The 12,817-nt window shown below is 69.0% G+C and carries 12 protein-coding genes and 2 tRNA genes; 10 read left to right on the plus strand and 4 right to left on the minus strand.

Annotated elements, in window-relative coordinates:
* The first annotated feature begins 79 nt into the window (after positions 1 to 79).
* Positions 80 to 811, plus strand: a complete 732-nt coding sequence (locus ACLBW1_RS00870; protein ID WP_447809513.1) for a YqjF family protein — start codon at positions 80 to 82, stop codon at positions 809 to 811.
* Here ACLBW1_RS00870 and ACLBW1_RS00875 read toward each other — a convergent pair.
* Positions 797 to 1,735, minus strand: coding sequence for a LysR family transcriptional regulator (locus ACLBW1_RS00875; protein ID WP_447809514.1), 939 nt, complete (start codon positions 1,733 to 1,735; stop codon positions 797 to 799). The two genes, ACLBW1_RS00870 and ACLBW1_RS00875, sit on opposite strands and share 15 nt — an antisense overlap.
* A gap of 105 nt (positions 1,736 to 1,840) precedes the next feature.
* Between ACLBW1_RS00875 and ACLBW1_RS00880 the strand changes: the two genes are divergently transcribed.
* The 6 genes from ACLBW1_RS00880 to ACLBW1_RS00905 all read left to right on the plus strand — a co-directional run bounded on the left by ACLBW1_RS00880 (position 1,841) and on the right by ACLBW1_RS00905 (position 9,335).
* A complete protein-coding gene (locus tag ACLBW1_RS00880) occupies positions 1,841 to 2,932 on the plus strand; it encodes an SLAC1 family transporter (RefSeq protein WP_447809515.1) in 1,092 nt (363 codons plus the stop codon).
* 88 nt (positions 2,933 to 3,020) lie between these two features.
* Positions 3,021 to 4,103: a hypothetical protein gene (locus ACLBW1_RS00885; RefSeq protein ID WP_447809517.1), complete on the plus strand. Its 1,083-nt coding sequence runs from the start codon at positions 3,021 to 3,023 to the stop codon at positions 4,101 to 4,103.
* 61 nt (positions 4,104 to 4,164) lie between these two features.
* Positions 4,165 to 4,872, plus strand: a complete 708-nt coding sequence (locus tag ACLBW1_RS00890) for an NADPH-dependent F420 reductase (RefSeq protein WP_447809519.1) — start codon at positions 4,165 to 4,167, stop codon at positions 4,870 to 4,872.
* A 126-nt stretch (positions 4,873 to 4,998) separates the two neighbouring features.
* On the plus strand, positions 4,999 to 6,240 hold the full coding sequence (locus ACLBW1_RS00895; RefSeq protein WP_447809520.1) for an ATP-grasp domain-containing protein: 1,242 nt from the start codon (positions 4,999 to 5,001) through the stop codon (positions 6,238 to 6,240).
* Positions 6,237 to 8,327: a hypothetical protein gene (locus ACLBW1_RS00900; protein WP_447809521.1), complete on the plus strand. Its 2,091-nt coding sequence runs from the start codon at positions 6,237 to 6,239 to the stop codon at positions 8,325 to 8,327. Before ACLBW1_RS00895 ends, ACLBW1_RS00900 begins: the two co-directional genes overlap by 4 nt.
* Before the next feature lie 75 nt (positions 8,328 to 8,402).
* Positions 8,403 to 9,335, plus strand: a complete 933-nt coding sequence (locus tag ACLBW1_RS00905) for an aldo/keto reductase (RefSeq protein WP_447809522.1) — start codon at positions 8,403 to 8,405, stop codon at positions 9,333 to 9,335.
* Positions 9,336 to 9,461: 126 nt separating this feature from the next.
* Here the strand turns inward: ACLBW1_RS00905 and ACLBW1_RS00910 are convergent.
* Together ACLBW1_RS00910 and ACLBW1_RS00915 are read right to left on the minus strand one after the other, a co-directional pair.
* Positions 9,462 to 9,534: transfer RNA gene (locus ACLBW1_RS00910), tRNA-Arg, on the minus strand.
* A gap of 46 nt (positions 9,535 to 9,580) precedes the next feature.
* Positions 9,581 to 9,672 (minus strand) — tRNA-Ser (locus ACLBW1_RS00915).
* A 101-nt stretch (positions 9,673 to 9,773) separates the two neighbouring features.
* Here ACLBW1_RS00915 and hisC point away from each other — a divergent pair.
* A complete protein-coding gene (gene hisC / locus ACLBW1_RS00920; protein ID WP_447809524.1) occupies positions 9,774 to 10,841 on the plus strand; it encodes a histidinol-phosphate transaminase in 1,068 nt (355 codons plus the stop codon).
* Positions 10,842 to 10,884: 43 nt separating this feature from the next.
* Positions 10,885 to 11,097 (plus strand): PLD nuclease N-terminal domain-containing protein, encoded by a 213-nt coding sequence (locus ACLBW1_RS00925; protein ID WP_447809525.1) that lies wholly within the window; start codon positions 10,885 to 10,887, stop codon positions 11,095 to 11,097.
* Positions 11,098 to 11,138: 41 nt separating this feature from the next.
* On the opposite strand, the gene ACLBW1_RS00930 is transcribed toward ACLBW1_RS00925, so the two are convergent.
* Complete coding sequence (locus ACLBW1_RS00930) at positions 11,139 to 12,155, minus strand: alpha/beta hydrolase (protein WP_447809527.1); 1,017 nt, start codon at positions 12,153 to 12,155, stop codon at positions 11,139 to 11,141.
* Positions 12,156 to 12,315: 160 nt separating this feature from the next.
* Here ACLBW1_RS00930 and ACLBW1_RS00935 point away from each other — a divergent pair, with 160 nt between their 5' ends.
* A complete protein-coding gene (locus ACLBW1_RS00935; protein WP_447809529.1) occupies positions 12,316 to 12,756 on the plus strand; it encodes an acyl-CoA thioesterase in 441 nt (146 codons plus the stop codon).
* Positions 12,757 to 12,817: the final 61 nt, after the last annotated feature.

The raw sequence follows: 12,817 nt of genomic DNA on the forward strand, positions 1-12,817 counted from the left end.
TCGCGCAGGGCGAACACGGTGGTCGCCGCGTGGGCGAACGCACATCCGCTGCTCGCGGGAGGCGTGCCACGATGGATTCATGAGCACGCTCGACGGCTATCCGGTGACCGCACCCGACCTCCGGCGACCGGTGTTCCTCGATCAGCGGTGGGACGACCTCACGTTCGTGCACTGGCCGGTGGCGCCGCAGAACGTGGCGCACCTGTTCCCCGAGGGCACCCGTCCCGACGTGTTCGACGGCGTCACGTGGGTGGCCCTGGTGCCGTTCGTGATGAACTCGATCGCGCTGGGTCCGTCGACACCGCCCGTGCCCTACCTGGGGTCGTTCCTGGAGACCAACATCCGGTTGTACTCGGTCGACGACTCCGGCCGCCACGGTGTGCTGTTCCGATCGCTCGAGACCGAACGGCTCGCGGTGGTCCCGGCGACCCGTATCGGGCTCGGCATCCCCTACACGTGGGCGAAGATGCGGATGACCCGCGACGGTGACCGCATCACCTACGACAGCACACGTCGGTGGCCGCGGCGCGGTCTCCGCAGCCGGCTCACGATCGACGTCGGCGAGCAGGTGATGCCGACCGATCTCGAGATGTGGCTCACCGCGCGGTGGGGTGCGCACACCCACGTCGCCGGACACACGTGGTGGGTACCGAACGAACACGACGCGTGGCCGTTACACGCCGCCGAGGTGATCGATCTCGACGACGACCTGCTCGACGCCTCGGGTGTGATGCCCGCCGGTGAGCGTCTGCGTGCGCTGTACTCGCCGGGCGTCCGTACCCGCTTCGGCCGGCCGTCACTCGTGGTCTGATCCCGATCCGCGCCGGATGGCCTGATCGACGAGATCGCGTGCGGGCCCTCGTAGCCCGCGATCGCGATCCCAGATCGCACGCAGCGCCCGCGGCATCGTGACGCCGTCGATCGGCACCGCGACCAGCGTTCCGCGCCGGAGGTCGTCGCGCACCGACAACGACGACAACACCGCCGGCGACCCCGAACTCAGCATGGCCGCACGTACCGCCGACACCGAGTTGAGTTCGAGCATCGGATCCTCGGGTACGTGTCCGGCCGCGGTCATCGCATCGGTGAACACGACCCGCGTCCCGGACCCGGATTCGCGCTGCACCAACGCCGTTCGGGCCACGGTCGCCGGGGTGACACGGCCTGCCCGCGCCCACCGATGGTCCGGCGGCACCACGAGGAGCAGCTCGTCGTGGTGCACGACCCGCGCCGTCACGCCGTCGGTGGGTCCGTGGCTCTCGGTCGCGCCGTCCTCCACGAAACCCACCGCACACTCCCCGGCCACCACCCGCGCACGCACCTCGGTGCTGTTCATGGGCCACACGCGAACCTTGACCTCGGGGTGCGAACCGCGCAGCGCCACCACCCATTCGGGCATGAGGTACTCGGCGATCGTCATCGACGACGCGACGGTCAGGGTCGCCGACCGCTGTCCCAACAGACTCCCGACACCGGCCGAGAACCGTTGCGCCTGTTCGAGGATCGCCGCCGCCCACTCGAGCATCACGACGCCCTCGGTGGTGGGTTCCACCCCGGTCGTCGAGCGGCGGAACACCGCCATCCCGATCTCGCGTTCGGCCGCGTGGACGCGGGCACTGACGGCCTGCTGACTCATGCCGAGGTCGCGGGCCGCCGCGTTCATGCTGCCGACACGGGCGACGGTGACGAGGACGTCGAGTGTCGCCAGCTCGGGGACGTGCGCGGGCACCACCATGTCCGCCGACGCTACAACCCACCCGACCTGGGTACAACCTGCGTTTGTATCCCTACAAGATCGCGCCGTCTACCTGCGGCCGGCGTACTCGGCGATCGTGGGGTCATGACCGCATCGCTGATCACGCACCCCGCCTCGTCGACAGCGCCCACATCGACCTCGACGCGGTTCGCACACATCACCCCCAACTGGTTCACGACCGTGATGGGGACCGGCATCGTCGCGGTGGCGGCCGCCGGGTTGCCCGTCGGCGACACCGCCCTCCGCCCCTTCGGCTCCACTGTGTGGCTGCTGTCGGTCGCGGTGTTCGTCGTGGTCTCGGCGGCTTTCGCACTGCACTGGCTCCGCCACCGAGACATCGCGCGCGCCTACGCCCGACACGCCACCATGGCGCACTTCTACGGGGCGCCGGCCATGGCGGCGATGACCGTCGGCGCGGGGACACTGCTGTACGCCCCGCCGGCCATCGGCACCACTGCCGCCGTCCTCACCGACGCCGTGCTGTGGTCGGCGGGGACCGCCGCGGGCGTGGTGACCCTCCTCGTCGTCGGTGTCGGTTCGCTGCGGCGTCCCGACCGCGGGGGACCGGCCGCGCCGACCCGGATGATGTCGGTGGTGGCGCCGATGGTGTCGGCCTCGACCGGCGCCCTGCTCGCCGAACACGTCTCGGACACTGCTCTCGCGCACCTCATCGTCGGGACGGCCTCGATCACGTTCGTCGCGGCCCTCGTCGCCGGTGGGGCCACCGCGGTCGCCGTGTTCGCTCGGATCCACACGGTCGGCGCGCCGGAACACGCCGCGGCACCGACCGTGTGGATCCCGCTCGGGATGTTGGGCCAGTCGATCACCGCCGCCCTCGCCCTCGGCGTGGCGAGCGGCAGCGCCGGCCTGCACACCCTCGGTATGGGTTTCGGATCGGTGGTCGCCGCACTGGCTGCCGTCACCATCGCCGTCGCGATCACGGTGACCACCCGCGCCGCACTGCGCGGACTGCCCTTCTCGATGACCTGGTGGAGCTTCACCTTCCCCATCGGGACGTGTGTCACGGGCGCGAGCGCACTCGGGAAGGCCACCGGGTCCGGCGCCCTCGACACCGTCGCCGTCGCCGGGTTCGTGATCCTCGTGGCGGCGTGGGCGGTGGTCGCGATCCGGACCGTGGCCGCGGTCTCCCGTGGCGAGCTGCCCGCCGCGCCCTGACGCCGCCCTGCACGTCACAGTCGGTCGACCGGGCTCATCTGCGAGGGTTCCCGCGCGCCGGATCCGCACGTGGCCATAGAGTCGCCACGTGCCGATCGCCGCGAGGAGTCCCCGTACCGCGGCGCGAGCGCTCACCCTGCTCGTCATCTGCGCCGCCGTCATCGGCCTGGCCGGCTGCGGCGACGACGACGCCGCACCGGATACCGCCGCGGCGAGCAGTTCGACGACCGCCCCGAGCAACCCCGCCGGTCTGAGCGGTGTCTACGAGGCGCTGCTGACCACGTATCGCATCAACGGTCGGCGTCCCGCGGCCGGCGAGCCCGAGTCTCAACCGACCACCCGCCGATGGATCGTGCAGACCAGATGCGACGGCCCGGGCGACGGCTGCGTCACCGTCGCGGCCGCCACCGCGCCCACGGCCAGCAACCTCAACCGCCGACGGATGGTGTTCGTCCACGAGGGCGACACGTGGACGCGCGTCACCGAGACCGTCACCCGTCCGTGCCGACCCACGGGCACCTCGTCGGCGGTGACCGAACCGTGGGTGGGTATGCAGCAGACCGAGTTCCGGGCGACGAATTCGGCCTCGACGGGCTCGTCACAGCCGCAGCAGATCACCGACCTCGACGGCGTCGTCGACACCTTCCAGGGCGGCAGCTGCGCGCAACTCGTCCGGTCGCGGTTACGCCTGCATCGCGTCGGCGACCTCCCCGCGGGCACCGCGCCGCTCACCCGGACGCCCGTCGTCGCGGCCCGCACCGACATACCCGGCGGCGGCCTGCGCGGCCGGTACGAGGTGGCGCAGACCACGGTCTCGGCGCGCCCGGCGAGCCTCGCCCCTAGATTCCCCGCGACCAGCGGTGAAGCCAGGCTCGCCCCCGTCTGCCTCCGTGACGGAAGCCGCTGCATCATCGCCCTCTACTCGACCGGGGGTCAGTACCTCTCTGCCCTCGCGTACCGCTCGCGGGGTTTCGAGCGCACCACCACCGGCGTACCGGTCACCTGTACCGACGGCGCCACCGGCGTCGCCCGCGCCACCGAACGCGTCGTCCCGCCCGCGAACGCACCCCAACCGTTCGCGTCGGCGAGCGGACCGGGCACCACCACCTACCTCACCGGATGCAGCGGATCGGTGTCCCGGCGCACCACGCTGACCCGCCTGGGCGACTGATCGCGACCCCTTGCCGGTGTCGGGCGCCGGAATATCGGAGGGGACGCGATGGCTGCACCGGGTGGCCCGGCGTGACGCCGAGCCTCGCAGACCGAGGAGAACACACATGAAGATCGGCATCATCGGCGCAGGTTTCATCGGCGGGACCCTGACGCGCCGCCTGCGTGAACTGGGCCATCAGGTCGCGGTGTCGAACTCCCGCGACCCGCACACACTCGCCGAGCTGGCGCAGGAGACCGGCGCTCACGCGGTGTGGGCGCGTGACGCCGCCGACGACGCCGACCTGGTGATCCTGTCGATCCCGCAGAAGAACGTGCCCGATCTCGCCGACGACCTGTTCTCGGCCCGCAAGCCGGGCGCGCCGATCATCGAGACCAACAACTACTACCCGCAGCAACGCGACGGTCTGATCGCCGCGATCGAGGACGGACAGCCTGAGAGCGCCTGGGTGTCCGAGCAGATCGGCGAGCCGGTGGTGAAGGTGTTCAACGGCATCTATTGGAAGCACCTGGGCTCGAAGGGTGTGCCGGCGGGCACCGAGGGCCGCATCGCCCTGCCGATCGCCGGTGACGACGCCGACGCGAAGAACGTCGTCTCGCAGCTGGTGGACGACCTCGGGTTCGATCCCGTCGATGCGGGCAGCATCGCCGATTCGTGGCGTCAGCAGCCCGGTCAGCCGGTCTACGGCAAGGATCTCGGCGCCGGCGACGCGCGCAAGGCACTCGCCGAGGCGAGCCCCGAGCGCACCGCCGAGTGGAAGGCCTCGTAATCGCTTCCTGCGCAGCGTGGTTGGTGACCGGGCCCCGCTCGACGAGGTGGGCCCGGTGGGCGGCTGATCGGCATCTGTACCGTTGACGACGATCATCCGACCGTCAGACGCGAAGGAAGGATCCCCATGACGCAGCCCGCAAAGCTGCCGAAAGACCCCGAGAAGGGGTACGTGGCACTCCTGGGATGGAGTCTCGCCGCAGTCGAAGCCCTCGAAGCATTCGATCGCCGCTACGTCGTCGTCGCCCCGGAGTGGGCGCAGGAGTACTGCACCACCCACGACATCCCGTTCCTGCCCTGGAACTTCGAGCGGCTCAACGACCGCTCGCTCGAGATCGCGGAGACGCTGCGCGACATGGGCGTCGATGTCGCGATCCCGCTCTACGAGGAGACCGTCGAGTGGGCCGGCGCCATCAATTCGGTTCTGCTGGACAACCCTCGCCTGTTCGGTCAGGCAATGCTGTTGCGCGACAAGGCGTTGATGAAGCGCCGCGCGCAGCTCGGCGGCATCCGTGTCGGCATCTTCGAGGAGGCCCACGACCGTGAGGACGTGATCCGCTTCCTCCGCCGCGTGAACCAGACCCTGCTCAAGCTCGACGGCGACCCGAACGACCCGATCCACCTCAAGGCGTTCGACAAGGCCGGATGCCTGGGGCACCGCGTGATCCGCACCCCCGACGAGGTCGACTCCATCCCCGAGGAGGAGTTCCCGGTGCTGATGGAATCCCACCTCGACGGCTGGGAGTTCGCGGTCGAGGCGTGGATCCACAACGGCAAGATCAAGTTCCTCAACATCTCCGAGTACGTCACGCTCGGCTACTCGGTGTTCGTGCCGGCCACGCCGGAGTTGGAGAAGTACCGGCCCGCGATCACCGCGCAGATCGAGAAGCTCATCAAGACCTTCGACATCGAGTTCGGGTTCATCCACCCGGAGTACTTCGTCACCAGCGACGGCGAGATGTACTTCGGCGAGGTCGCGTACCGGCCGCCGGGCTTCAAGGTGTTCGAGTTGCTCGAACGGGCCTACGGCTTCAACGCCTATCAGGGCTTGGCTCTCGCGTTCGACCCGAAGACCACCGAGGAGGAGATCGACGCGTTCTTCCCGAAGGAGGTCGTCGACGCGAGCGGTGTCGCGGGGTGTTTCGGTGTGTACCCGCGCCGTCGCGTGGTCAGCAACCTGCAGATCCCCGAGGTGACCGCCGAGGACGACTACTACGAGACCAACGATCTCGCGCCGCCCCTGGAGGAGACCGTCACCAAACGCACCGCGTTCGGGACGCACTGGGGTCTGCTGTACTTCTTCGGCGAGGACCCGTATCGGATGCGGGACCTGCTCAAACAACAGGAAGAACTGGACTTCTACGTGTGAGGCAGGAACTCGGGAACGACCGCAGCGGACCGACACAGTCTTTGGACCCCCATCCCGACGCCTCCGGTGAGGGATCGGGGTCCGACGGCGGTGCGGCGCAGACGGTCGATCCGGCCCTGACGTCGCGGCTCGCGCAACTCGACCACGCGACCGCCGCCCTGCGCGACGCCCCGGAGTTCAGCAAGAACACCAAGGTCCGTCGCGTGCTCGACGCGGTGCACCGGGTACTCGGACAAAAGGGCGGCTGCGCGGCCGTCCGGGAGCGCGCGGGCGCACTCGACGAGGCCGGGTTGTTCGCCGGCACCGACTGGGCGCACCCCGACATCCTGGTACCGGGGTTCGTCGGCACCAGTCTGCGCAGCGGTCAGGCCGACACCGTCACCCTCGAGGCGGCGAGCGAGCTGCGGCTCGTCGCGATCGCCGCCGGCGAGTACACCCATCCCGCCGCCGACGCCGACGACGCCAGACGGTTCCTGTCGCAGGTTCTGGCGATGAACCTCGAGGTGCTGTTCACGCCGCCGTCGGAGGCCGAGCGGGTCCGTCTGGGCAAGACGGCCTATCTGATCCGCGACCTGTTCGGCTACGTCGCCGAGCAGATCGGCTACGACAGCGTGCTCGACGAACTCGTCGACGAGATCTGGCGGATCCTGCGACAACGACCCATCCAGGTCGACCAGGTGAAGGCGATGGTGACCCGGATCGCCATCTACCGCGACGACCCGACGGTCGATCTCGGGGCGTCGGGGCAGGGACTCGACCGGTTGATCACCGCACTGTTCGGCACCACCGACGCGTGTCGCGAGGACCCCGGCGTCGAGGTGTATCGCTCGCGCCTGGAGGTGATGGACGCAGGCGGATTGCAGTTCGAGGCAGGCGGTTTCGCACGCGCCATGCACGACACCGGGTTGGTGTCGCCGTACCACGCCACCCTCGTACGCCACCTCACCGAGCACAACGCCCACCTCCTCCCGGAAGCGCTGGGGTTGTCGGAGGTGGGTCGCACGTCGCTGCAGCGGTACCCGGAACTGGTGTCGCGGTTGATCATCGAGGCCGTGCACCCGGAGACCGCGCAGTGCCTCTACGGACTGGCGTTGATGCTCGACCGCGGCATCCTGCACCAGCCGCCGATCGTGCCGTCACTGTGGCGTCAGCTGGCACTCACGTTGTCGGACAAGGCCTCTGAACGTCTGCATGCGGCATTCGGATCCAGCCCGACCCCGGAGTCGCGGCTGCTGGGCGGGCTGCTGTCGATGTTGGGGCAACCGCTCGGCGTCGGACAGGGCGACAACCCGACCTGCCAATCAGCGCGCGCGCTGTCGATGTGGGCCTACAACGATCCCGACTACCTGCTGCAGATGGTGGTGTGGGCCGCCCGCGACGACGAGATCGTGATGCACTTCGAGGGCAAGGCCCTGTCGTCGACCGACAGCGTCAGCGGTGTCGCCACCAGCGACCCGATCGACCTCGACCCCGTGTCGTTGCTACTGGTGCCCTACCTCGACCGCATCTACGCCGAGATGGTCCGGCAGTGCGCGGGGCGTCCGGGCGACCCGCACCGCTGGGTGAACCCGGAGTTCCACGGCTGGTGGTCGGCACGCGATTTCCACATCGACGTCGACGTCGAGACCGGCAAGCTCGTCGACCTCGACGGGTTCCTGCGCCAGTTCCACGCCTCCTACCATCCGGCCTACAACGGCGATCAGCCGTTGATCCACCCGCAGCCCGCGGGTGTCGCGGTGACCGACAGCGCCGCACGGTATGTCGGCTGGCACGCGATCACCATCCTGCGTGTCGCCGCCGACCCGGACGGCGTGATGCGGGTGTACTTCTTCAACCCCAACAACGACAGCGGGCAGGACTGGGGTGACGGTGTCGTGGTGGGCACCGCGGGCAACGGCGAGCGCCACGGCGAAGGATCGCTCCCGTTCGACCAGTTCGCCTCGCGGCTCTACATCTTCCACGCCGACCCGCTGGAGAACGGCGAGCCGCAGAACGTCCCCGCCGAGGACATCGACCGCATCATCGGCTTCATCGAGCGCAGCTGGGGCGCCGACCGCATGCCCGCCGATCTGCCGTCGTCCCCCTGACCCGCCAGGTGGGCACGTGACGACCGCGGTTGGGCACCTGCCAGTCGCGCGCGGCCGAGCGGGCATCCTGGGCGCATGAGGTACGTCGACATCGCCACCGTTCCCCAACCCGCGTCGAGCATCGTCCTGGGCCTGATGCGCATCGAATCGCTCGAGGACGAACAGATCCGCACCCTCGTCGCGACGGCACTCGACGAGGGTGTGACGGTCTTCGACCACGCCGACATCTACGGGAGCGAGCGGCACGCCTGCGAGCGTCGTTTCGGTGCAGCGGTGTCGTTCACGGCCGCACAGCGCGAACGGGTGCTGCTGCAGAGCAAGGTCGGCATCCGCGACGGGTTCTACGACTTCTCGACTCGCCACATCCTCGACACCGTCGACGAGTCGCTCGACGCGCTGCGCACCGACCATCTCGATCTGTTGCTCCTGCACCGTCCCGACACCCTCGTGGAGCCCGACGAGGTCGCCGCCGCCTTCGACGCACTGCAATCGGCGGGCAAGGTGCGCGCGTTCGGGGTCTCCAACCACACGCCGGGCCAGATCGAGCTCCTGAAGACGTCGGTGACGCAACCCCTCGTGGTGAACCAGGTGCAGCTGAGCGTCACCCACGCGCCACTGATCGCCTCCGGCGTCGCCGCCAACATCGGCGGGCTCGATCAATCGGTGAGCCGCGACAACGGGCTGCTCGACCACGCGCGCGTCCACGGCATCACGGTGCAGGCGTGGTCGCCGTTCCAGTCCGGTGTCGCCGGTCGCGGGGTGTTCGTCGGCGACCGTCAGAACCACCCGGAACTCAACGACGTCTTCGACGACCTCGCGTCCGAGTACGGCGTGACCCCGACGGGCATCGCGACAGCCTGGATCACCCGGCATCCGGCGAACATCCAGGTGGTGCTCGGCACCACCACACCGTCTCGGGTGCGCGAGGCCGCGGCCGGCGCGGACGTACGTCTCACCCGCGAGCAGTGGTACCGCCTCTTCCGCGCGGCCGGACACACGCTGCCCTGACCGAACGCGCGCCGCCCGGTCACACGCGCGGCCACAACGGCGCGCGTTCGAACGGTGGACGCGCGGGGGCCGTACAACGAACGAACCCGCCGACGCACAGGTGCGTCGGCGGGTTCGTCGAGAGAGTGCGCCCGAAGGGATTCGAACCCCTAACCTCTTGATCCGTAGTCAAGTGCTCTATCCGTTGAGCTACGGGCGCGTGCTTTTCAGTTGTGGCGATCCGACCCCGCGAGGGGCCGATGCCGTGGCGGAGGCGAGAGGATTTGAACCTCCGGTCCCGTTTTAGCGGGACAATTCATTAGCAGTGAATCCCATTCGGCCGCTCTGGCACGCCTCCAGCGAGTCCTTGCGAACTGCCGAACGCAAAGGTTACACACGGGTTGACTTGCGGAGCAAACCGGTTGGTGACGTGGCGATATGCCGCCTAGATTTGAGCACGTGACACCACGCATCCGTCCCGATCTGGCCACCGTGCCCGCCTACGTGCCGGGCAAGACGTTCCCCGGATCGGTGAAGCTCGCCAGCAACGAGGTCACCTTCGGACCGCTGCCCAGCGTCGCCGCGGCGATCGCCGACGCCGCCGCCTCGCTCAACCGCTACCCCGACAACGGGATGGTGGAGCTCACCGAGACCCTCGCCAAGAAGCTCGGTGTGACGCCCGACAACATCCAGACCGGCTGCGGCTCGGTAAGCCTGTGCCAGAACCTGATCACCATCACCACGACACCCGGCGACGAGGTGCTGTTCGGCTGGCGGTCGTTCGAGACCTACCCGCTCGCGACCCGGGTGGCCGGCGCGACACCGGTCCAGATCCCGCTCACCGGTGACCACACCTACGACCTGGCCGCGATGGCCGAGGCGATCACCGACCGCACGCGCCTGATCTTCGTCTGCAACCCCAACAACCCGACCGGCACCGTGGTCACCGCCGACGAACTCGTCGATTTCCTCGACCGTGTGCCGCCGGAGATCGTCGTCGCACTCGACGAGGCCTACATCGAGTACCTACGGCCGTCGGAGGCGCAGCGTTACGACTCGATCGAACTGCACCGCCGCTACCCGAATCTGGTCGTGCTGCGGACGTTCTCGAAGGCCTACGGGCTGGCCGGCCTGCGCGTCGGCTACGCCATCGCCGATCCCACGGTGATCGACGGCCTGCGTCGCGCGCACGTGCCGTTCAGCGTCAACACCCTCGCCCAGGCCGCAGCGGTCGCCTGCCTGGCCGCCGACGACGAGTTGCTCGCCCGGACCGAGGCCGTCGTCGCCGAACGCGACCGTGTGACCGTTCGTCTGCGCGAACTCGGCTATCGCGTCGCCGATTCGCAGGCCAACTTCGTGTGGATCGATCTCGGCGACGAGTCTCTCGACTTCGCCGCGGCGAGCATCTCGAACGGTGTGGTGATCCGGCCGTTCGCCGGCGACGGTGTGCGGGTCACGGTCACCGAACCGGCCGAGACCGATGTGTTCCTCGCGTTCGCCGAGAACTGGGCAACAAGCCATCGCTGACGGCCTGGGTTTCGCCCAATGCGCGCGGACCCGCGGGTGCAACATGTTCCCGCACTACCTCGAGGTGGCGGGCTGGCTGGCCCTGGCGGCTTTGGCGTTCGCCTGGGTGGCGATGGCCGTCTACGTCACGGTCGATCTCGCGAGGCGCGAAGCGGCGCACCGATCACGTTGGCGGTGGATCGCCGCGATCTGGTTCGTGCCGATCGTCGGGGTGTCGGTCTACCTGATGGCCACCCGTCGCGGCACCATCACGTGACAGCGGGCCTGACGACCGTGTGACGCTGAAGAACCGCCGGGTCACAGCCCTCGGGCGATGGTGGGCCACAGTTCGGGCAGGTCACGCGACCAGTACGCCCACGAGTGGGTACCGATGAGGGGGAAGCTCTCCGTGGCCGGCACGTTGTTGGCGCGCAACGTGACCGCGAACTCCAACGAGCACCGGTAAGCGCCGCTCTCGAGGCCCGACGCGGCGAACAACTGCTGCTGACGCGACATCCCCGGATCGAGTGGCGCGGTGAAGTCGAGCGGCCCGATGGCGCCCGACCCGGCCGAGATGTACAGGTTCTTCCCGCGCAGCTTGTCCAGGTGCAGGCTCGGATCGTGTGCCGCCCAGCCGGCGCTCTGGATCGGACCCCACATGTTGGTGGCGTCGCCGCCGTCCCGCGCGACGGTGGCACGGACGTAGGCCTCGTTGAGCAGGCCACTGACCGGCGGGCATCCGCTGAGCGACGCGGCACCGGTGTAGAGGTTCGGGTGGCGGAAGGTGAGCGCTAGCGCGGCCTGCCCGCCCATCGACAGACCCACGATCGCGTTGCGGCCGTTGCCGTTGTAGTACTTGTCGATCAGCGGGGGCAGTTCCTCGGTCAGGAACGTCTCCCACATCGGCTGACCGACGACGGGGTCCTTCTTCTGCCAGTCGGTGTAGAACGAGCCCTTGCCACCCGACGGCAGCACCACGTTGACGTTCTTGTCCTCGAAGAACTTCACCGCGTCGCCCTTGGTGATCCAGTCGCTGGTCGCGCCCGTCGCGCCGGCACCGTCGAGCATGTAGACCGTCGAGCGCGAGACCGAGGTGTCGCGGGGCAGCAGAACCGAGACGCTGACCTTGCCGCGCATGGCCGGTGAGTCGACGGTGAGGTCGAGGTGCCGGGGCGTGACCTTGGTGACGGTGTCGAGGGTCGCCACGGCGGGCGCGGCCGACGCGATCGGTGCGACGAGCCCTCCTGACCCGGCGACGACTCCGGCTGCCACCAGGATCGGGGCCGCGGCACGGAGCAGCCCCCGAGCACGCACACCCACACCTCGTCGTGACATCTCAGAACCCCTCACGGCAGATCAGCTCCCCCAACGCGACCTGGAGCCGCACCTCATGACAGCGAGAGTACCGAGCGATCCGAGGCGCATCGGCGATCTATCGTGGATCGGCACACTTCGGGTCGGTCACGATTGGGCCACCACTACGCAACGGGAGGCAGTGACCGTGCTCGAACCCGAGGCGTTCGCCTTCGAGGCCACCGTGGGGGTCCGGTGGTCCGACGCCGACAGCACCGGATGGATCAATGACGCCCGACTGGTCACCCTGATGGAGGAGGCGCGGGTGGCGTGGCTGCTCAGCGCGGGCGCGCAGTACCGGCCGCTCATCACCAGCGCGATGATCGTGACCGTCGGCGTCGTGTTCCACCGTCGCCTCACCCATCGCGACGGACCGTTGCGCATCGGGATGTGGATAGACCGGTACCGCTCGGTCGACTTCGTGATCGGCTACGAGGTCCGCGCGGGCAGCGATCCCGCGGGCTCGGCGCCGGCGTGCACCTGTTCGACGCAGATGGCCGTCGTCGACATCGAGAACCACACCCTGCGCCGCCTCACCTCCGAGGAGAAGGGGCACCTGTCGGCTTGGTCGAGGCCTGCCTGACGGCGCCCGACACTCGCCGCTTCGCCCGATTTCGACCGGTCCGTCCGCTTTCGTTCGCAGG

It is taken from the genome of Williamsia sp. M5A3_1d (assembly GCF_053345315.1).

What these genes read in the sequence shown, in the direction of transcription:
- ACLBW1_RS00870 (WP_447809513.1), top strand. Translation starts at nt 80, where the DNA reads ATGAGCACGCTCGACGGCTATCCGGTGACCGCACCCGACCTCCGGCGA.
- ACLBW1_RS00875 (WP_447809514.1), bottom strand. Translation starts at nt 1,735, where the DNA reads ATGGTGGTGCCCGCGCACGTCCCCGAGCTGGCGACACTCGACGTCCTC.
- ACLBW1_RS00880 (WP_447809515.1), top strand. Translation starts at nt 1,841, where the DNA reads ATGACCGCATCGCTGATCACGCACCCCGCCTCGTCGACAGCGCCCACA.
- ACLBW1_RS00895 (WP_447809520.1), top strand. Translation starts at nt 4,999, where the DNA reads ATGACGCAGCCCGCAAAGCTGCCGAAAGACCCCGAGAAGGGGTACGTG.
- ACLBW1_RS00905 (WP_447809522.1), top strand. Translation starts at nt 8,403, where the DNA reads ATGAGGTACGTCGACATCGCCACCGTTCCCCAACCCGCGTCGAGCATC.
- ACLBW1_RS00925 (WP_447809525.1), top strand. Translation starts at nt 10,885, where the DNA reads ATGTTCCCGCACTACCTCGAGGTGGCGGGCTGGCTGGCCCTGGCGGCT.
- ACLBW1_RS00930 (WP_447809527.1), bottom strand. Translation starts at nt 12,155, where the DNA reads ATGTCACGACGAGGTGTGGGTGTGCGTGCTCGGGGGCTGCTCCGTGCC.